The organism is Pseudomonas sp. BCA17, from assembly GCF_004519405.1.
In the GTDB taxonomy this organism is placed as follows: domain Bacteria; phylum Pseudomonadota; class Gammaproteobacteria; order Pseudomonadales; family Pseudomonadaceae; genus Aquipseudomonas.
Map to the genome: position 1 here is coordinate 210,024 of NZ_SGWI01000002.1, position 17,036 is coordinate 227,059.

Annotated in this window: 22 protein-coding genes; 5 read left to right on the forward strand and 17 right to left on the reverse strand. The window is 58.0% G+C overall.

The window, feature by feature from the left end; all coding sequences use genetic code 11:
- Window positions 1-68 precede the first annotated feature (68 nt).
- Both EXW71_RS09840 and tsaA read left to right on the forward strand, forming a co-directional pair.
- A complete protein-coding gene (locus tag EXW71_RS09840) occupies window positions 69-530 on the forward strand; it encodes a DUF1456 family protein (protein ID WP_123714835.1) in 462 nt (153 codons plus the stop codon).
- A 61-nt stretch (window positions 531-591) separates the two neighbouring features.
- Entirely contained in the window at window positions 592-1,287 is a 696-nt protein-coding gene (gene tsaA, locus EXW71_RS09845) for a tRNA (N6-threonylcarbamoyladenosine(37)-N6)-methyltransferase TrmO (RefSeq protein WP_123714834.1), read from the forward strand.
- A 58-nt stretch (window positions 1,288-1,345) separates the two neighbouring features.
- Here the strand turns inward: tsaA and fpr are convergent, their stop codons facing one another.
- Window positions 1,346-2,125: a ferredoxin-NADP reductase gene (fpr, locus tag EXW71_RS09850; RefSeq protein ID WP_017529767.1), complete on the reverse strand. Its 780-nt coding sequence runs from the start codon at window positions 2,123-2,125 to the stop codon at window positions 1,346-1,348.
- A 124-nt stretch (window positions 2,126-2,249) separates the two neighbouring features.
- Between fpr and EXW71_RS09855 the strand changes: the two genes are divergently transcribed.
- Window positions 2,250-3,176: a LysR family transcriptional regulator gene (locus tag EXW71_RS09855; RefSeq protein WP_167665841.1), complete on the forward strand. Its 927-nt coding sequence runs from the start codon at window positions 2,250-2,252 to the stop codon at window positions 3,174-3,176.
- 3 nt (window positions 3,177-3,179) lie between these two features.
- Here the strand turns inward: EXW71_RS09855 and EXW71_RS09860 are convergent, their stop codons facing one another.
- The 3 genes from EXW71_RS09860 to EXW71_RS09870 all read right to left on the reverse strand — a co-directional run bounded on the left by EXW71_RS09860 (window position 3,180) and on the right by EXW71_RS09870 (window position 5,239).
- Window positions 3,180-3,548, reverse strand: coding sequence for a diacylglycerol kinase (locus EXW71_RS09860; RefSeq protein WP_176159775.1), 369 nt, complete (start codon window positions 3,546-3,548; stop codon window positions 3,180-3,182).
- A gap of 69 nt (window positions 3,549-3,617) precedes the next feature.
- A complete protein-coding gene (gene erdR / locus EXW71_RS09865; protein WP_134658305.1) occupies window positions 3,618-4,268 on the reverse strand; it encodes a response regulator transcription factor ErdR in 651 nt (216 codons plus the stop codon).
- A gap of 251 nt (window positions 4,269-4,519) precedes the next feature.
- The gene (locus EXW71_RS09870; RefSeq protein WP_134658308.1) at window positions 4,520-5,239 is read right to left on the reverse strand and encodes a tRNA-uridine aminocarboxypropyltransferase; all 720 of its coding nucleotides are present in this window, start codon (window positions 5,237-5,239) and stop codon (window positions 4,520-4,522) included.
- A gap of 178 nt (window positions 5,240-5,417) precedes the next feature.
- On the opposite strand from EXW71_RS09870, the gene EXW71_RS09875 reads away from it, so the two are divergent.
- Together EXW71_RS09875 and EXW71_RS09880 are read left to right on the forward strand one after the other, a co-directional pair.
- Window positions 5,418-5,858 carry a PA3611 family quorum-sensing-regulated virulence factor gene (locus EXW71_RS09875; RefSeq protein WP_123714831.1) on the forward strand — a complete coding sequence of 147 codons (441 nt, stop codon included), beginning with the start codon at window positions 5,418-5,420 and terminating at the stop codon, window positions 5,856-5,858.
- 296 nt (window positions 5,859-6,154) lie between these two features.
- Window positions 6,155-7,267, forward strand: coding sequence for a TIGR00730 family Rossman fold protein (locus EXW71_RS09880; RefSeq protein WP_134658310.1), 1,113 nt, complete (start codon window positions 6,155-6,157; stop codon window positions 7,265-7,267).
- Between the two features lie 131 nt (window positions 7,268-7,398).
- Here EXW71_RS09880 and recX read toward each other — a convergent pair whose 3' ends face one another.
- The 13 genes from recX to EXW71_RS29040 form a co-directional block, all read right to left on the reverse strand.
- A complete protein-coding gene (recX, locus tag EXW71_RS09885; protein WP_134658312.1) occupies window positions 7,399-7,866 on the reverse strand; it encodes a recombination regulator RecX in 468 nt (155 codons plus the stop codon).
- An 8-nt stretch (window positions 7,867-7,874) separates the two neighbouring features.
- A complete protein-coding gene (gene recA / locus EXW71_RS09890; protein ID WP_016970800.1) occupies window positions 7,875-8,933 on the reverse strand; it encodes a recombinase RecA in 1,059 nt (352 codons plus the stop codon).
- A gap of 83 nt (window positions 8,934-9,016) precedes the next feature.
- Window positions 9,017-9,517, reverse strand: a complete 501-nt coding sequence (locus tag EXW71_RS09895; RefSeq protein ID WP_134658314.1) for a CinA family protein — start codon at window positions 9,515-9,517, stop codon at window positions 9,017-9,019.
- 82 nt (window positions 9,518-9,599) lie between these two features.
- A complete protein-coding gene (locus EXW71_RS09900; RefSeq protein WP_134658316.1) occupies window positions 9,600-10,100 on the reverse strand; it encodes a lysis system i-spanin subunit Rz in 501 nt (166 codons plus the stop codon).
- Window positions 10,088-10,645 (reverse strand): glycoside hydrolase family 19 protein, encoded by a 558-nt coding sequence (locus EXW71_RS09905; RefSeq protein WP_134658318.1) that lies wholly within the window; start codon window positions 10,643-10,645, stop codon window positions 10,088-10,090. Before EXW71_RS09905 ends, EXW71_RS09900 begins: the two co-directional genes overlap by 13 nt.
- A gap of 311 nt (window positions 10,646-10,956) precedes the next feature.
- A complete protein-coding gene (locus EXW71_RS09910; protein WP_134658320.1) occupies window positions 10,957-11,814 on the reverse strand; it encodes a putidacin L1 family lectin-like bacteriocin in 858 nt (285 codons plus the stop codon).
- 9 nt (window positions 11,815-11,823) lie between these two features.
- The gene (locus EXW71_RS09915; RefSeq protein ID WP_134658322.1) at window positions 11,824-12,009 is read right to left on the reverse strand and encodes a Com family DNA-binding transcriptional regulator; all 186 of its coding nucleotides are present in this window, start codon (window positions 12,007-12,009) and stop codon (window positions 11,824-11,826) included.
- Between the two features lie 502 nt (window positions 12,010-12,511).
- Entirely contained in the window at window positions 12,512-13,474 is a 963-nt protein-coding gene (locus tag EXW71_RS09920; protein WP_134658324.1) for a hypothetical protein, read from the reverse strand.
- 38 nt (window positions 13,475-13,512) lie between these two features.
- The gene (locus EXW71_RS09925) at window positions 13,513-13,671 is read right to left on the reverse strand and encodes a Com family DNA-binding transcriptional regulator (RefSeq protein WP_134658326.1); all 159 of its coding nucleotides are present in this window, start codon (window positions 13,669-13,671) and stop codon (window positions 13,513-13,515) included.
- 87 nt (window positions 13,672-13,758) lie between these two features.
- Window positions 13,759-14,766, reverse strand: coding sequence for a contractile injection system protein, VgrG/Pvc8 family (locus EXW71_RS09930; RefSeq protein ID WP_134658328.1), 1,008 nt, complete (start codon window positions 14,764-14,766; stop codon window positions 13,759-13,761).
- A gap of 9 nt (window positions 14,767-14,775) precedes the next feature.
- Window positions 14,776-14,988, reverse strand: coding sequence for a tail protein X (locus tag EXW71_RS09935; RefSeq protein WP_134658330.1), 213 nt, complete (start codon window positions 14,986-14,988; stop codon window positions 14,776-14,778).
- Window positions 14,981-15,364, reverse strand: a complete 384-nt coding sequence (locus EXW71_RS09940) for a phage tail protein (protein ID WP_134658332.1) — start codon at window positions 15,362-15,364, stop codon at window positions 14,981-14,983. The genes EXW71_RS09935 and EXW71_RS09940 overlap by 8 nt, the downstream gene beginning before the upstream one ends.
- On the reverse strand, window positions 15,364-17,031 hold the full coding sequence (locus EXW71_RS29040; RefSeq protein WP_256658210.1) for a tail tape measure protein: 1,668 nt from the start codon (window positions 17,029-17,031) through the stop codon (window positions 15,364-15,366). Before EXW71_RS29040 ends, EXW71_RS09940 begins: the two co-directional genes overlap by 1 nt.
- Between the last annotated feature and the right edge of the window lie 5 nt (window positions 17,032-17,036).

The window sequence follows — 17,036 nt, forward strand, 5'->3', positions numbered from 1 at the left end:
CGTCGCCCCCTTTCTCGACATCGCCCCATGGCGGCGATGTCCTCAGTTGAATACCAGGATTGCCTACCATGATTCACAACGACGTACTGCGCAGCGTGCGCTACATGCTCGACATCAGTGACAACAAGATGGTCGAGATCATCAAGCTCGGCGGCATGGACGTGACCAAGGACGATTTGCTGACCTACCTCAAGAAGGACGAGGAAGAAGGCTTTGTGTTCTGCCCGGACGACGTCATGGCTCACTTCCTTGACGGCCTGGTGATCTTCAAGCGCGGCAAGGACGAAAGCCGTCCGCCGCAGCCAATCGAAACCCCGGTGACCAACAACATCATCCTTAAGAAACTGCGCGTGGCCTTCGAATTGAAGGAAGACGATATGCACGCGATTCTCAAGTCCGCCGAGTTCCCGGTGTCCAAACCGGAGCTGAGCGCACTGTTCCGCAAGTTCGGCCACACCAACTACCGCCCGTGCGGCGACCAGTTGCTGCGTAACTTCCTCAAGGGCCTGACGCTGCGCGTCAGAGCTTAAGGCAGCCATAGCCACAAGCTGCTAGTCAAAAGCTTGCGGCTTGTAACTTGAGGCTCCAGAAATGGCCTACAACGTCTCCCCCGTCGGTTTTGTGCGCTCCTGCTTCAAGGAGAAGTTCGCCATCCCGCGCCAACCGCAACTGGCGCCAGCCGCCCGTGGCGTGCTGGAGTTGGTGGCACCGTTTGACGGCGGTGAGGCGGTGCAGGGCCTGGAACAGGTCAGCCATGTGTGGCTGCTGTTCCTGTTCCATCAGGCCCTGGAAGACAAGCCACGCCTGAAAGTTCGTCCACCGCGCCTGGGCGGCAACACGTCCATGGGTGTGTTTGCCACCCGCGCGACTCACCGGCCGAACGGCATCGGCCAATCGGTGGTGAAGCTGGACAAAGTGGAGCCGGGCCGGCTATGGATTTCCGGAATTGATCTACTGGATGGCACGCCGGTATTGGATATCAAACCCTACGTACCGTACGCCGACATCATCGACACGGCCACCAACAGCATCGCCAGCGCGGCGCCGCAGTTGATTGGCGTGCAGTGGCTCAAGACTGCGCTGCAACAGGCACAAGAGCATGCCCAGCGCCTGGAAGAGCCGCTGGTTGAGTTGATCGAGCAATGTCTGGCACAGGATCCGCGGCCGGCGTATCAAGTGCCGACGTCGGAACGGGAATACGGGGCGCAGTTCTGGGATGTGGATGTGCGCTGGCACTATCCCGAGCCCGGGATGATTTGTGTGTTGGAAGTGGTTGCCGCGCAGTAAATCGCAGCCATAAAAAAACCGCGCGCCCCTTCGGGCTGCGCGGTTTTTTTTGCGCCGCTTATTTCTCGACGAACGCACGCTCGATCAGGTAATCACCCGGCTCACGCATGCGTGGCGAAACTTTCAGGCCGAAGCTGTTCAGCACTTCACTGGTTTCATCCAACATGCTTGGGCTGCCGCACAGCATGGCGCGGTCGTCTTCAGGGTTGATCGGTGGCAGGCCGATGTCGCGGAACAGCTTACCGCTGCGCATCAGGTCGGTCAGGCGGCCTTCGTTTTCGAACGGCTCGCGGGTCACGGTCGGGTAGTAGATCAACTTGTCACGCAGCGCCTCACCGAAAAACTCGTTCTGCGGCAGGTGCTCGGTGATGAACTCGCGGTAGGCGACTTCGTTGACGTAACGCACGCCGTGGCACAGGATCACTTTTTCGAAACGCTCGTAGGTTTCCGGGTCCTGGATCACGCTCATGAACGGAGCCAGACCCGTACCCGTGCTGAGCAGGTACAGATGCTTGCCCGGCTTCAAATCGTCAAGCACCAGGGTGCCTGTCGGTTTTTTGCTGATGATGATCTCGTCGCCTTCCTTCAAGTGCTGCAATTGGGAAGTCAGCGGGCCATCGGGCACTTTGATGCTGAAGAATTCCAGATGCTCTTCCCAGTTCGGGCTGGCAATGGAGTAAGCACGCATGAGTGGGCGGCCGTTGGGCTGTTGCAGGCCGATCATCACGAACTGACCGTTCTCGAAGCGCAAGCCCGGATCGCGGGTGCACTTGAAGCTGAACAGAGTGTCGTTCCAGTGATGAACACTGAGGACACGCTCGTGGTTCATGTTGCTCATGTACGGGGAACTCCTGGAGATGGATCTGCACCGAAAGATAGATGCGCAATTGCACCGTATTCTAATGGCGGCGACAATATCTGTTAACTGGATTATTAAGATAAGGGTTATCGGTTATATCGATATGCGATTTACTCTCCGTCAACTGCAAGTCTTCGTTGCCGTCGCCCAGCAGGAAAGCGTCTCGCGCGCTGCTGGCCTTCTGGCCTTATCTCAATCCGCCGCCAGCACTTCGATTACCGAGCTGGAGCGTCAATCCAGCTGCCAATTATTCGACCGCGCCGGTAAGCGCTTGAGCCTCAACGCCCTCGGGCATCAGCTATTGCCCCAGGCCGTCGCGCTTCTGGACCAGGCCAAGGAGATCGAAGACCTGCTCAACGGCAAGTCCGGTTTCGGCTCCCTGGCGGTTGGTGCCACCCTGACCATCGGCAATTACCTGGCCACACTGCTGATCGGCAGCTTCATGCAGCAACACCCCGAGAGCCAGGTGAAACTGCACGTGCAGAACACTGCACATATCGTGCATCAGGTAGCGCACTACGAAATTGACCTGGGTCTAATCGAGGGCGATTGCAGCCACCCGGACATCGAGGTGCAAACCTGGGTGGAAGATGAGTTGGTGGTGTTTTGCGCACCGCAACATCACCTGGCCAGGCAGGGCATGGCGACCATGGAAGAGCTGACCCATGAAGCGTGGATCTTGCGTGAGCAAGGTTCGGGCACACGCCTGACGTTTGACCAAGCCATGCGCCATCACCGCAGCGCGCTGAATATCCGCCTGGAGCTGGAACATACCGAGGCGATCAAACGGGCGGTGGAGTCCGGGTTGGGAATTGGCTGTATCTCCCGGCTTGCGCTGAGGGATGCATTCCGCCGTGGCAGCCTGGTACCGGTAGAGACCCCGGACCTGGACCTGGCCCGGCAGTTCTACTTCATCTGGCATAAACAGAAGTACCAGACTTCCGCCATGCGCGAGTTCCTGGAACTGTGCCGCGCCTTCACCGCCGGGGTTCAGCGCAGCGACGAGATCGTACTGCCGAACATAGCCTGATCCTTAGATCAGGATCACGGCCCACACCAGGGTGATCATGGTCAGCGCCACAAATTGCGCGGCGCTGCCCATATCCTTGGCGTTTTTCGACAAGGGGTGACGATCCAGGGAAATCCGGTCAATGGCGGCTTCCACCGCCGAGTTGAGCAATTCGACGATCAACGCCAGCAGGCACACAGCGATCAGCAAGGCACGTTCAACCCGACTGACATGCAGGAAGAAGCTCAACGGAATCAGGATGACGTTGAGCAGCACCAGTTGGCGGAACGCAGCCTCGCCGGTGAAAGCCGCACGCAGGCCATCCAGGGAATAGCCCCCTGCGTTGAAGATACGTTTGATACCGGTTTGACCCTTGAACGGCGACATAGATATAGGCAACTGAACCAAAGAAGTGGGGAAACTAGAGCACGCAAAGTCAAAAAAGCGTGAATAGGTTACATCTTAATGCTGTGAAATTGACTCAAGTTGTTGCAAGAGCAACGCCGCCTGGGTGCGCGTGCGCACGCCCAGCTTGCGAAAGATTGCAGTTACGTGAGCCTTGATGGTCGCTTCCGACACATTCAACTCGTAGGCAATCTGTTTGTTCAACAGACCTTCGCAAACCATGGTCAGCACCCGGAACTGCTGGGGTGTCAGGCTGGCCAAGCCATCACGTGCGGCTTTAGCTTCGTCGGATACGTTGATCTCTTCAAACGCTTGTGGCGGCCAGGACACATCGCCATCAAGCACCTTGCGCACCGCGGCCTGGATCTCTTCCATGGCACTGGACTTGGGAATGAACCCGCTGGCACCGAACTCCTTGGAGCGCACCACCACATCGGCTTCTTCCTGGGCGGACACCATGACCACCGGGATCTGCGGGTATTGCCCACGCAGCAATACCAAGCCAGAGAAACCATAGGCACCGGGCATGTTCAGATCGAGCAACACCAGGTCCCAGTCGGATTTTTCGGTAAGGCGGGATTCCAGCTCGGCAATGCTGGCCACTTCGACCAGCCGGACATCGGGGCCAAGGCCCAGGGTTACGGCCTGATGCAGTGCACTGCGAAACAGCGGATGGTCATCGGCTATCAGGATTTCGTATGTGGCCATTGGTTAAATGATCCTGTTTTTTAAGGGAACCCTGATGGGTTCAGGGTTCGCCAATGCACAAGGCAACGGCCAGACAGCCATCGCCACAGGGCAGGTCCAGCGTCAAGGATGCTTGAAACAACGCTGGAAACTCACGGTTACGCCCCAATCGGCGCTCAGCATGCCCAGCGTAGCCTGGGGGGTCAAGCACTGGCCCTGGGGCATTTTAGCGGGGGATGCGGCTACGGTGCCATCATGCAAACGTCGTCTGGTCATACCGCCGGAATATAGGGCGCCAGGCGTGTGTGAACGATGTCTCCCAGGTCCAGGGGCATCTGGAACTTGGCGGCCAGGTAATGGGTGCTGAATACATCAAGGTAGGCATCCAGCACTTCGCTCGCCGCTTGATCGGCAGCCAGCTCCAGGCACAGTGCCGCGACCTCTGCGGTACAGAAATGATCATCGCGCTTGGAGCGACGCAGCTTGTAGCGCGATAGCTGTTCCGGGGCAAGGCTCAGCACCGGCAGGTGTTCCAGATAGGGACTTTTGCGAAACATCTTACGCGCCTCACTCCAAGTGCCGTCCAGCAAGATGAAGAGCGGACGCTTGCCCTCCTCCACCTTGACCTCGCTGACGACCCGTTCAGGCGCGACGAACTCGCCGGGAAACACGATATACGGTTGCCATTGCGGATCAGCCAGCAACGTGAGCAATTGGGGGTCGACTTCGGTACGCGACCAGGCGAATGCGGTGGTGTCATCGACCACATCGGCGATCAACCAGCCGGTGTTACTGGGTTTCATTGGCTCGACGTCGTGCATCAGCAGGCACATCGCGGACTTGGCCTGCACTTTCGGCCGCCAGGCGCACAGGCAATACTCGGGAATAACCCGGCAGCCGGGGCATCGCTCGGCACGGGAACCGCGATTGAGGAACGGCCTGACAGCACGTGCCAGACGTTCGGAACGCAGGCGGGAGACGGCGTGGCTCATGAAATGCGCCGCGAAGCGGGATAAATCGACACAGGAGAACTCGATGAAGGCTTAAGTGGCGGCAGTTTACCAGCGATACGCCTGGCTGTAGTGGCAAGGGCTCACCTATAATTGCGCGCCACTGAACGCACAGCGCAGTGGCTGGTCTATGCACCAGTAACCGAATCAGGAGAGTTTCATGCTGCGTTCCATGCTGCGCCTTGTCGCCCCATCCGTCGCCCTTGCGTTGGTCTTGCCCGTGGGCGCCCATGCGGCCTCGCTGCTGGAGGCCCAAATGAACAGGAAGCTGCAAAGCGTCGCGGCCGAAAGCAACAAGGACCTGCCCCGGGAAATCGATGAAAAAACCCTGGAAGTGGCCTACACCGTTGAAGGCATGCAACTGATCGATCACCTGAGCGTGCAACCTGATCGGGCGCAGCAGATGCGCGATAACCCTAAAGCCGTGTATTTCCAATTGGGACAAAGCGTGTGCCTGAACGAGGGCTACCGCGAACTGATGGCCAAGGGCGTAGTGATGCGCTACGAAATCACTGAAAACAAGACCAACCGCCCCGTGGCGTCGGTCAAGTTCGTAGAAGCCGATTGCCCTGCACCGGCTGCGGCCAAGAAGAAAAAGTAACCGTCGCCTGCTCTCCGCGCGCTGCTGTCCAGCGGTGCGCACTTCCCCCTGCTTCAGTTCCCGCCACCCGCTAAACTCCATGCTGAATAACCAATAAGCGGTTGCCAGCCAAGGGTTTTTCGGCCCATGATCAAGTCATCCCTTCATTTCGTTCGCAGCAGTTTCCCCTGCTGTTCTGTAACATTTTCAGGGCAAAAGAGGCCTGCCTTCCTGCGGCATGTCATGACACATGCAGTGTCGTGGCCCCCGACGATACGTTCGTCGACTACCCAGGCCCTGTAAAAAGGAGAAGTTGAATGCCTTATGAATCGAATGATCGCCTGCTTCGTCATTTTGAAGAAAACGGGACTGACCTTACCCAGCAGGTCGACGCGCAGCTCCAGCTGATAGCCCCCAACAGCCCGAATATCCCCCTCTATCGCGACATGATTCTCACCGTTTTGCGCATGGCTCAAGACGACCGCAACCGCTGGAACGCTAAAATCACCTTGCAGGCAATCCGTGAGCTGGATAACGCCTTCCGCGTATTGGAGCAATTCAAGGACCGCCGCAAGGTGACTGTATTCGGCTCGGCCCGCACTCCCGTCGAAAGCCCGCTGTATGCCCTGGCCCGCGAAGTCGGTGCGATGCTGGCCCAGTCGGACCTGATGGTAATCACTGGCGGCGGCGGCGGCATTATGGCGGCAGCGCACGAAGGCGCAGGCCTGGAACACAGCCTCGGCTTCAACATCACACTGCCATTTGAACAGCACGCCAACCCCACCATCGATGGCACCGAGAACCTGTTGTCATTCCACTTCTTCTTCACCCGCAAGCTGTTCTTCGTCAAGGAAGCGGATGCGTTGGTGCTCTGCCCGGGAGGCTTCGGCACCCTGGACGAAGCGCTGGAAGTGTTGACGCTGATCCAGACCGGCAAGAGCCCACTGGTACCGGTGGTGTTGCTGGATGCACCAGGAGGTGGGTTCTGGCAAGGAGCACTGGACTTTATCCGCAGCCAGCTGGAAGCCAATCGCTACATCCTGCCCACCGACCTTAAATTGGTGCGTCTGGTGTACAGCGCAGAAGAAGCGGTGGAAGAGATCAACCGGTTTTATGCCAACTTCCATTCCACGCGCTGGTTGAAGCGCGAGTTTGTGGTGCGCATGAATCATCCGTTGAGTGATCGCGCATTGGCCCACTTGCAGAGCGAGTTCGCCAGCCTGCGTCTAAGTGGCGAGTTCCAGCAGCTTGCCTACACGGGCGAGGACCATGACGAGCCGAGGTTCAGCCATTTGACACGACTGGTGTTCAACTTCAATGGACGAGATCAAGGCAGGTTGCGGGAGTTGGTGGACTACATCAATTTGCCGGAAAACTGGGCGAAGGCCCAAGGCAAGACGCAACAGCGGGCTGCGCCGGAAACGGCTTGATTTTTGAGCAAAAAAAAGGCCCACTATTTCATAGTGGGCCTTTGGGTATTTAAAAATGAACGGGGTATCGAAATTGCGACTGTTTCGCAGCGCAGCGCGAGACAAACCCGCATGCGACAACAACCCATTGTTCAGTCGTCCATATCCCGACCACTTAACAACCGGCTGATCATTTCCATCGAAAACCCGCGATAGCTCAGGAAACGCCCCTGCTTCGCACGCTCCTTGGCATCAATTGGCAGATGTCCGGAGAACTTACGTCGCCAGGTGTCTTCCAACTGCGCTTGCCAACTGATACCGCTCTCACGCAGGGCGAGGTCAATATCAGCGCGTTGCAGGCCGCGTTGGCCCAACTCTTCACGTATTCGCGCAGGGCCGTAACCGGAACGGGCTCGGTATGAAATAAAACTTTCGAGATAACGCGATTCAGAAAGCAGCCCCTCTTCCGTCAAACGGTCGAGGGTGATTTCGATCATCTCAGGCTCCGCGCCGCGCTGACGCAGTTTACGCGTCAGCTCGACTCGACCATGCTCGCGGCGAGCGAGCAGGTCCATCGCAGTACGCCTAACGGCGACAAGTGTATCCAGTACAACAGTCATCGTTTGCTTCAGATATCAGTATCGACTTCTTCCATCTCGTCAACCGGTTCACGGTTGGCGGCAGCTTTCACATCAGGCGCTGCGGTCAGCAGCTTGTCGCGGATCTGCTTCTCAAGCGTGGCGGCGATATCCGGGTTATCCGCCAGGAACTTGGCCGAGTTGGCCTTACCCTGACCGATTTTGCTGCCGTTGTAGGCATACCAGGCACCGGACTTCTCGACGAAGCCGTGCAGCACGCCCAGATCGATCATCTCGCCGTTCAGGTAGATCCCCTTGCCGTAGAGAATCTGGAATTCAGCCTGACGGAATGGCGGAGCCACCTTGTTCTTCACGACTTTAACGCGGGTTTCGCTACCGACAACCTCGTCACCTTCCTTCACCGCGCCAGTACGGCGGATATCCAGACGGACCGAAGCGTAGAACTTCAACGCGTTACCACCCGTGGTGGTTTCCGGGCTACCGAACATTACGCCGATCTTCATACGGATCTGGTTGATGAAGATCACCAGGCAGTTAGCGTTCTTGATGTTACCGGTGATTTTACGCAGCGCCTGGGACATCAAGCGGGCTTGCAGGCCCACGTGCATGTCGCCCATTTCGCCTTCGATTTCGGCCTTGGGTACCAGGGCAGCCACGGAGTCGACCACGATCACGTCGATGGCGTTGGAGCGCACCAGCATGTCGGTGATTTCCAGGGCTTGCTCACCGGTGTCCGGCTGGGAAACCAGCAGGTCGTCAACGTTGACGCCCAGTTTGCCGGCGTATTCAGGGTCCAGAGCGTGCTCGGCGTCGACGAACGCGCAGGTAGCGCCCATTTTTTGCGCCTGGGCAATCACCGACAGAGTCAGGGTAGTTTTACCGGAAGATTCAGGACCGTAGATCTCAACGATACGACCTTTTGGCAAGCCGCCAATGCCGAGCGCGATGTCCAGACCCAGAGAGCCAGTGGAAATAGCTGGGATCGCCTGACGGTCATGATCGCCCATACGCATTACGGCACCCTTGCCGAATTGACGTTCGATCTGACCCAGGGCCGCAGCCAAGGCTTTCTTCTTGTTGTCGTCCATTAAAGTCCTCACGTAATCAATAAGGCCTGGCGGCCAACACCTGTATAAGTAGACAGTATTGTTCCACAAAGATCCGAGATCGCCTACCCCTGATTTTCTATTTCTGCTGCAGCTCGTCGCATCAAGCCTTCCAGCGCGGCCTTTACCGTTTGTCGGCGGACCTCATCCCGGTTGCCGGCGAAGTGCGCCAGCTCGGCCGTCACCTCGTCGCCGACGCCGAACGCCAGCCATACCGTGCCCACCGGCTTGTCCCGCGAACCGCCATCCGGCCCCGCCACCCCGCTGACCGCCACAGCAAAGCGCGCCAGGCTTTTCTCCTGGGCACCACGGACCATCGCCTCCACCACTTCCTGGCTGACGGCGCCGACTGTGCGGAACAATTCTTCCGGCACATTCAACTGCCAGGTTTTCTGTCGATTGGAGTAGGTGACATACCCCGCCTCGAACCAGGCCGAACTGCCCGGTATCCGCGTGATGGCTTCGGCAATACCGCCACCGGTGCAGGACTCGGCGGTGGTGACGTGGGCATTGAGCACTTGCAAGCGGCGGCCCAGTTCAGCGGCCAGTTGAGTGATTTCCTTCACGGTCGTCTCCAGGAATGGGCGGGGGGTTCACCTACCCTACAGGAGCCCATCGGCCATGCAAGTTACAGCGTGCATCAAGAAACTACCGTGCGACGGCATGCACATATGCCTGGCAGGCGCGCAAGGCAATCAGGGCGTTATCTCCGTCGTTGGTGATGCTGATAATTCGTTGAGCATGCGCTGGGTCAAGTCGGGCTCGCGGGGCTGCATGAACCACGCCGCCGGAGGCGGCGGTGGTCGGCATTGCACAGCCGTTGGCGGGATCGGTGGCGTCGAGAAGGACTGACAACCGCACATCAGCAGTGGCCAAGCGGTCGCGCAGAGCAGTTTGGTTGCGTTGGGCATCGCTTAACTCCCGGGTGTGTTGTTGGTCGCTGGTGTTGAGTTGTTGTTCGAGGGCCAGCCGTTGTTCCTGCGCCACCACCAGCTGATGCGCAAGGGCCTGGCTTTGCTGATTGAGTGCATTGGCATGCAGTTCCTCCTGATGCTCGAGCTGCTCACCGTAGCGCCAAGCCTGCACCTGCCAAACGACCGCCATCAGCAGGAAAACACCGATCAGGCGCAAGACGGTCAAGTAACGCATAACACCGCCTTCGCCCGCGCCCACAACTGCAAACGGTCCTCCATGCCATTGAGCCCGCCGTTAATGCGCTGGGTGATGGTGGTGAACTGGTTCTTGTCAGCCAACTCGTTCAGGCCATTGTTTTGCCAGAACCAGGCTGCAGACTCACATGCCCATTGGGGCTGCTCCAGCAGTTCAGGTTGTTGCAGCAGGCGATCATCGCCAAAAAGTGCCTGGCTGCACGCCTGGTAATTGCGCCGGCCGGTGATCTGGATCAGGCCCCGCCCGCGATACTTCTGGCCATCACCATCCGCTTCGGGCGTGTTGCCCAGGCGGGCGGCCAGGGAGCCGGTGTCGTATTTACTCAGGTATTGGTCGCCGCCCAGTTCGCGAACGTAGCGCAGTTGGGCGGACTCGTGGCCTATCTGCGCGAGAAACGCAGCTAGGCGTTTGGGGCTGGCGATCTCAAACCTGGCGATGGCAGTGTTCAGCCCTGACAAAAAAAGGCCCGCTCTGGGGCGGGCTGCGGGCAACACTTGAATAAGCTGGGAAAGTGTTATCGACACTGACTTGCACTCCTCAAACAGGGTTTACCGGGCAATAAAATCTGTGGATCGAGCAGGCGCTGTAATAACTCCATGCGATCTACTCTGTGGACATGTTTGAAATTAGTCGGCTCCAGCAACATTCCCGACTCAGAGCGAAGGGCGCAGCGTGGCCGAAAGAGAAACGGGCTCAATCAACACCAAGCCGTGAAATGAATGCGAGACTCCTCGCATTAACAGGGTCGCCAGGCAAGCACGACCCTTTTGCTACTCCCGCTTTATATAAGCGGGCCGAACCCGGGCATTACGCCGCTAGCTCGCGAGGGAAGCGATTAGAACTCCCAACCGATATGGCCATAGGTAGGGTATGGCGCGGTACCGTTATGTTCGGGACTGGTGGTATCGGGGTAGTAGACCTTACGTCGACGTACCGTCGGCGTGTAGCCAAAACGAGCCCAGACCGGGCTTTCCTGAATAACAGCCAAGTTGCCATTTGGCTGTAGGCGCAGAGTGGCCCCAGGATGCCCACCCGTGCCCGAATTCCAAAGCGGGACGTCGTTCGCCGCGTACACCACGAAATTACCATCCGCCTGAAAGACGGCTTTAACTGCACCCTTGTTTTGGGTGTAGCTAGCCCAGCGCACACTCCAGTTCGGCCCGTAGTTCACGACGTTGCCATCACCTTGAAAGATCAGCGCACCATCACCGGCGAAGTAAGGAGTCCCCATCTGCAGTTCGGATGGGCCTCCGAACAGAATTGCACCGGAAGTCGGATCAAGCGGAATGGAAGGGGTGCCACTCCAGATCGCCTGAGAATCAATCAGCACGATGTTACCGTCGTCCTGCAACGACATATGAGTTCGGTTCCACTGATCTTCGCTGGTGTACGATGAATTGTTTGTCAGCCAGGTACGAGCCCGAATCGGATCGTCGAGAAATGCGCCATATTGGACGTAGAGTTGCACCGGCACGTTGTATCGCAACGGAACAGTGGAAGAGTAAGGGGTGGTTTCATTGGCGATCCAAACCACTGCGCCATTGTCCTGCAATGCCAGGTTGCCGTCGGTTTGAAGCAACAGTTTGAATCGGCCGTTGGGCGAAAGAAGGAACTGCCCCGGGGACATGGTTTGATAAGCAGGGAGAATCGAAGTACCGCTACGTTGAAACGGAGTACGTGTACGTCCAGCCATCTTGTTCACCTATTGAGTCGAATGATTTGTTGCGGAGTCATCCGCTTTCATGTCGCTCAAAGGCGATTGCTCCAGGCTCGTGGCCTTCACATGATTCAGCGTCCCACATCGGGAACATTTGATCTGGAGCTCTGTAAACCCACCCGTGCGGGCGAGAAGTCTTTTGCAGTTACCGCATCTGCATTCTTTTAACATCTGCAAGTCCTTTGTTTTTCTGCTAGGTTCCGTCCCGCTCGCGCGAGCAGTGAGGTCCTTGACTGGCTTGCAGGCTCTATCTGCGATCTGGCGTCTCTTTTAGGTGTTCGCGCACCTTCTGGATTCGCCCTCTCTTTTCTCCGAGCCAACAAAAAAGCCCCGATCATGTCAGGGCTTTTTTTGTTTCTGGCGGGTTTAAAAAAGCCCGTGCAATCGCAGAGGCCCTGAATAGGTGCGCTCGTCTTTCCGAGCTGTCCGCCAAAGGCCTTCTCAACGTCGACGCCCCTATGCATCGATCTCGCTGATCCAGTCTCGCGCCACCCCGAAAGCAAGTTTGAGGTCAGGGGTGCGCGGGCTGCCGGTGTTTTCTTGCATCGCAGCACTACCGGCTTATCCGCGTCCAGGCATCCCCCGAAGGGCCAGCCAGGCTGTGGCGAGCCTGGATCAGAAATGAAAAAGCCCAGCGCGACGGCTGGGCTCTATTACGCAAGGAGATGGATGATCATGGAGTCCAGTAAGCAATCTTGCCGCCTGCACCAACAGCTATAAACTTGCCGTTGCCGTAGGCGACGCTCCGGATATCGGTTCCTGCGAAAGTGTTGGGTTGCTGAACCCAGCCGATCCCATCCTCGGAAACGGCTGTCTTGCCGCCGTCGCCGACAGCTACATACTTGCCATTACCGTAAGCAATGTCGCGGATGATGGTTCCACCGAAACTGGCATCTTCAACAGCAGTCCAGCTAAGCCCATCGGATGAATATGCCATCTTGCCATCCGCACCAACGATAAACATTTTCCCATTGCAAAGCTTCATGGAAAGGATGGTACTAGTGCCGAAGGTGCTGGTTCTGGTCGTGAATGTTTGCGGATTATCCGTCGCCATCTTCACACCGCTAAGCAGCTTCCCATTCGATCCCGCAACCAACACAAAACTGCCAATGACGTTGACGCAGTACACAGTCTCGCTAGAAGTGAAGGTCGTAGTGCGCTCCACCTGGCCTGACCAATCGCCATAACGGGAAAAGACTTTACCGTTAGACCCAACCAGTATCCAGGTCGTGTTTTCGCCGAAAATTGGCTGATAATACACAATGCCTTGCAAGTCTGCGGACGCGCGAACAGTTGCCGTAAGGTCTGTCCAAACCCTTTCAGGGCGGTCTGCGTTGCCGTTGATCAGATTGCCGGATTGAGAAAGGGCTTGAAGCGATACCCCAAGACCGTTCCAGTACAGCTCGTTGAGGACCTTTCCGCTATCAGAGGTGATGGCGCCCTTCAGCTTGGTCCAAGCTGTACCAGTTGCGCCTCCGATGACGACCTGAGTGGTTGTGGGAAGACCGTTGCCACCAACCGCATAAAACTTACCTTGCGCAAAAACCACGCGCCTAAGCATGCCGGTGTTATCCACCGGTTGTACTTGGGTCCAAAGATCTTGCAAGGTTTGAGACGCTGAGTTTGCGTTTTCCATTTTAAACTCCGTTACTGAGCTGATTTAAGTTCAGGCCTCTATATTGGGCGTATGGCGCTCATGGACGATTGCTCGAGGCTTGCGGCCTTCACATGATTCAGCGTCCCACATCGGGAACATTTGATCTGGAGCTCTGTAAACCCACCCGTGCGGGCGAGAAGTCTTTTGCAGTTACCGCATCTGAATTCTTTCAACATCTGCAAATTCCTTTTGCTGGCATCCCCCTTCCATGGGCGGCAAAACCCGCGCAAAAACACGCGGGTGAAGGGCTTCAACGGCTCGGTCTACTCCGCGGCGGACAACCCACTCGCATTGATCGTGCATCGATAGCTGTCTTTGCGCTTGCCACTGGCGGTCACGGTATTGATCGACCAACGCCCCTGCATAAAGCCTGGCCATGACTCATCCAACAGCAACAGACCTTCAGCAGCGAACAGCGGGTTTCCGGGGCAAATCACATCGACCTGCATCCCTTCACGCCCCACACGGCGCATCTCCCCCTCCGCGGCAGCGCGGGCTTCTGCTTCATTCTGGTAACGCTGCATGACCTGTTTAAAAGGCTCGATACCGACCCGCACGATGCGTTTTTTACCGGCCGATGCATCCCACCATGAGGCTTGTGCACCGGCATATTTGGCGCGGCTGCCCTCAGTAAACCTGGCACTGATAAACGCGCGCTCGCCCGGACGATTGTCGCGTGTGAGCGACAGTCGCACGTCCGGCAGAGCCTTGCCCGATAGCGAGGTGAGCTGACCTTTTCGGCCCAGCACATAGAGTTCATCGACCGGTTTGGCGACTGCGTCGAAACGTTTGGCCAACCTCGTCAGGAAGGCCATGTCGCTTTCATTGGTCTGGTCAATGTGCGTGATCTGCTTGCCCTCGAGGTCTGGCGCCACCCGTGGTGAATAACCGTAGCGCACCGTCAATTGGCGGAACAATGTACCCAAGGTAATCGGCCCATGACTGGCGGTGCGTCGTTGTTTAAACCTGTCCTGGTCAAACGGCGCCGCCGTGGCCTCCAGCACCAGGCGCATCGGAAACAGTGACGGCGTGCGCTTGGTTATCTTGAACTGCCCCTTGTCCACCAGGCCGGACTCCAGGTAGCCCACGCGCAAGCCGATTTTCCCTCCCAGGTCGGGCAACCCCTCAAGCCCCTCTATATCGAGGGTCAACTTGAGATGATCCGAAACGAAACCGGCCGCGTCGGTATGCTCCCACTCCAATAGTCGCTCATTGAGCAGCGCGGCATTGGCCCCGTAGATCTCCACCACCGGCGTATATCCAAGTGTCATGGTCGCTCCTTAATCCCAGGCCGAGATTGGCTTCGTCGCGATAGGCTGCCTGTCCAGTTCAGGCACGATCACACTGATACCTGCCGGCAATACTGCACCCTGCTCGGCCAACGTCGGATTCAACAGCCACAGCATTTCCTCGGCGGCATCATCACAGCGACCGAGCTCGCGATACAGCAACAGGTTCACCGAATCGCCGGCAATACTTCGAACCCTACGCATTAACGAACTCCTCCAGTACCAGCGACCAATGGATGACCATCGCAGTGCCATCGTCGATCACATTGGATTGTTTTTCGCTCACCGACTTGATGGTCCACAGCCCCCAACTGAGACCCACGCCATCAACCAGAGGCAACGGCGCACGAAGGGCTTGCAGCGCGCGTAGCTCATCCAGCCGAGTCATGCCCGTTGCACGTGCGGCCTTACCGCCGAAGGTCAGCGTTTCAAGCCCCTGGCCGACCTGGCTGGACTTGGGTTTACCGGCAACGATAGGCAGCCCTACCCAACCGCCCGTGCTGGCACGGTCCAGGGTGTCGTAGGCGAACCCACGGGACAGCCCGAAAATAAACGTGCCCAATGCCATCTGTTGTCGCATCACACCCCTCCAATATCGGTCAATGCCGCATCACGTCGCGACCCCAGCAAGTCGTTCATCGACAGCGGCGAAAACTGCGCTTCGATCTGTTGCACCACCAACTCTGCCAGCTGTTGATGGCTGGCCGGCTCCGGCGCGTTGATGGTGATTTGCGGGGCAAAGTTGATTTGACGGTTATCAGCTTGAGCGCTGTTCAGGTTTTTGCTGACGTCTGCGGGCGCAGGCAGGCGATCACTTGGCCCAAACAGCTTGTCACCCAGCCAACTGCCCGCCTCGCTGCCAAGCAAGCCACCAATTGCACCGCCGACCGCCGTGCCGACACCGGGGAAAATCATCGTGCCGATCGCCGCACCGGCAGACGCCCCCGCCCAAGCGCCACCGGCAGTGCTGAGGCCGGCGCCGACGGCTTTAGCGTCACCGTTGCGTACGCCCTGGACGACATCGATGGCGGTGTCGACATACTTCAGCGGGCCGAGGCGACGGGCGGCGGCCGACTCGAGACGAGTCAGGGTGCCGATGGCAGAGCCGGCAGACGCTCCCGCCAATGCGCCACCGGCGGTACCGAGGCCGGCGCCTATGGTTTTAGCGTCACCATTGCGTATGCCCTGGACCACATCGACGGCAGTGTCCATAAACTTCAATGGGCCGAGGCGACGGGCTGTGGCCGATTCCGGTTTGGCTAATACGTCCAACAGCCCCGTCACCCGGCCCTTGGTTGTGCGACGGGCCGTGGGGCGGGCCGTCGAAGCTGCTGCGTAGGTGGCAAACGTGTTGCCGGGCAGGCTGGTCGAGCCTTTGCTCGCCAGTTTGCTGTCGAACGCAAGCAACGGCTGGCCCATGACATTGAGCGGGCGCGAGACCGACGCTGATACGCCAGTACGTTGCGACTTGAGATCGGCCTGCTTTCTGACGACGCTGGTTTTAATCGACCGTGATGTTGCCTGGCGGGTCTTGTAACGCTTGCCGCGCGGCGCCTTCGAACTGGTTTTTGGGCTTGGCTTGCCTTTGCCGTGGTCTTTCTCCCGGGCGGTTTCACCGACACGTTCAGGCAACTCGGCGGTCGCCGGATCCAGCGGGCCACGGATGCCGGCAGGCAGAGCTCCCGTACAGCAGCACTCCTTGTCCGCCTTGCCACCCTTGTCCTTATCGTCCTTCTTGAGCCACTTGGCAGCAGTTGGAAACTTGTCAGCCACGGCATCAAGCGCCTTGTCCGAAACCCGTTCCTTGGCTTTATCCCACAGGCTGGTGAGCAGTTCCTTGCCGACAAACTTACCGGCATCCGTTGCGCCTTGCAGGCCTTTGTCCACCCAGGTGGCCGAAGCTGGAGCAGGTTCTTTCGGCTGACTTTTGGCGGGCTCGCCACTGACCTCAACCGTCTTGGTTGCCAGCGTATTACCGGTAATGAACAACGTGCTGGTGAGCGTTTCCAACGCCTCGCGCAGTTGCACTTGCTCCAACGTCAGCGCGTTGATATCCACGCTGACGGTTACCAATGCCGAGGTGAGCACCGACTGCGGATCCTGTTGTGGCTGTGGTGCCGTATCCAGGCTTACAGGCGCTGCTAGGCTTGCGGAAAACGGTGCCAGCACGCTGCCAAGGTCCGCGTCATCAAGCAGCCAGCGTTTGTCTTCCTGGGCGAGCCTCATCCCAAATTGAGTCTCTTGCATCCCGC

What these genes read in the sequence shown, in the direction of transcription:
- EXW71_RS09930 (WP_134658328.1), bottom strand. Translation starts at nt 14,766, where the DNA reads ATGACACTTGGATATACGCCGGTGGTGGAGATCTACGGGGCCAATGCC.
- EXW71_RS09935 (WP_134658330.1), bottom strand. Translation starts at nt 14,988, where the DNA reads ATGCGTAGGGTTCGAAGTATTGCCGGCGATTCGGTGAACCTGTTGCTG.
- EXW71_RS29040 (WP_256658210.1), bottom strand. Translation starts at nt 17,031, where the DNA reads ATGCAAGAGACTCAATTTGGGATGAGGCTCGCCCAGGAAGACAAACGC.
- EXW71_RS09855 (WP_167665841.1), top strand. Translation starts at nt 2,250, where the DNA reads ATGCGATTTACTCTCCGTCAACTGCAAGTCTTCGTTGCCGTCGCCCAG.
- EXW71_RS09840 (WP_123714835.1), top strand. Translation starts at nt 69, where the DNA reads ATGATTCACAACGACGTACTGCGCAGCGTGCGCTACATGCTCGACATC.
- EXW71_RS09900 (WP_134658316.1), bottom strand. Translation starts at nt 10,100, where the DNA reads ATGCGTTACTTGACCGTCTTGCGCCTGATCGGTGTTTTCCTGCTGATG.
- tsaA (WP_123714834.1), top strand. Translation starts at nt 592, where the DNA reads ATGGCCTACAACGTCTCCCCCGTCGGTTTTGTGCGCTCCTGCTTCAAG.
- recA (WP_016970800.1), bottom strand. Translation starts at nt 8,933, where the DNA reads ATGGACGACAACAAGAAGAAAGCCTTGGCTGCGGCCCTGGGTCAGATC.
- EXW71_RS09875 (WP_123714831.1), top strand. Translation starts at nt 5,418, where the DNA reads ATGCTGCGTTCCATGCTGCGCCTTGTCGCCCCATCCGTCGCCCTTGCG.
- EXW71_RS09920 (WP_134658324.1), bottom strand. Translation starts at nt 13,474, where the DNA reads ATGGAAAACGCAAACTCAGCGTCTCAAACCTTGCAAGATCTTTGGACC.
- EXW71_RS09940 (WP_134658332.1), bottom strand. Translation starts at nt 15,364, where the DNA reads ATGCGACAACAGATGGCATTGGGCACGTTTATTTTCGGGCTGTCCCGT.
- EXW71_RS09880 (WP_134658310.1), top strand. Translation starts at nt 6,155, where the DNA reads ATGCCTTATGAATCGAATGATCGCCTGCTTCGTCATTTTGAAGAAAAC.
- erdR (WP_134658305.1), bottom strand. Translation starts at nt 4,268, where the DNA reads ATGGCCACATACGAAATCCTGATAGCCGATGACCATCCGCTGTTTCGC.
- EXW71_RS09870 (WP_134658308.1), bottom strand. Translation starts at nt 5,239, where the DNA reads ATGAGCCACGCCGTCTCCCGCCTGCGTTCCGAACGTCTGGCACGTGCT.
- fpr (WP_017529767.1), bottom strand. Translation starts at nt 2,125, where the DNA reads ATGAGCAACATGAACCACGAGCGTGTCCTCAGTGTTCATCACTGGAAC.
- EXW71_RS09925 (WP_134658326.1), bottom strand. Translation starts at nt 13,671, where the DNA reads ATGTTGAAAGAATTCAGATGCGGTAACTGCAAAAGACTTCTCGCCCGC.
- EXW71_RS09910 (WP_134658320.1), bottom strand. Translation starts at nt 11,814, where the DNA reads ATGGCTGGACGTACACGTACTCCGTTTCAACGTAGCGGTACTTCGATT.
- EXW71_RS09915 (WP_134658322.1), bottom strand. Translation starts at nt 12,009, where the DNA reads ATGTTAAAAGAATGCAGATGCGGTAACTGCAAAAGACTTCTCGCCCGC.
- recX (WP_134658312.1), bottom strand. Translation starts at nt 7,866, where the DNA reads ATGACTGTTGTACTGGATACACTTGTCGCCGTTAGGCGTACTGCGATG.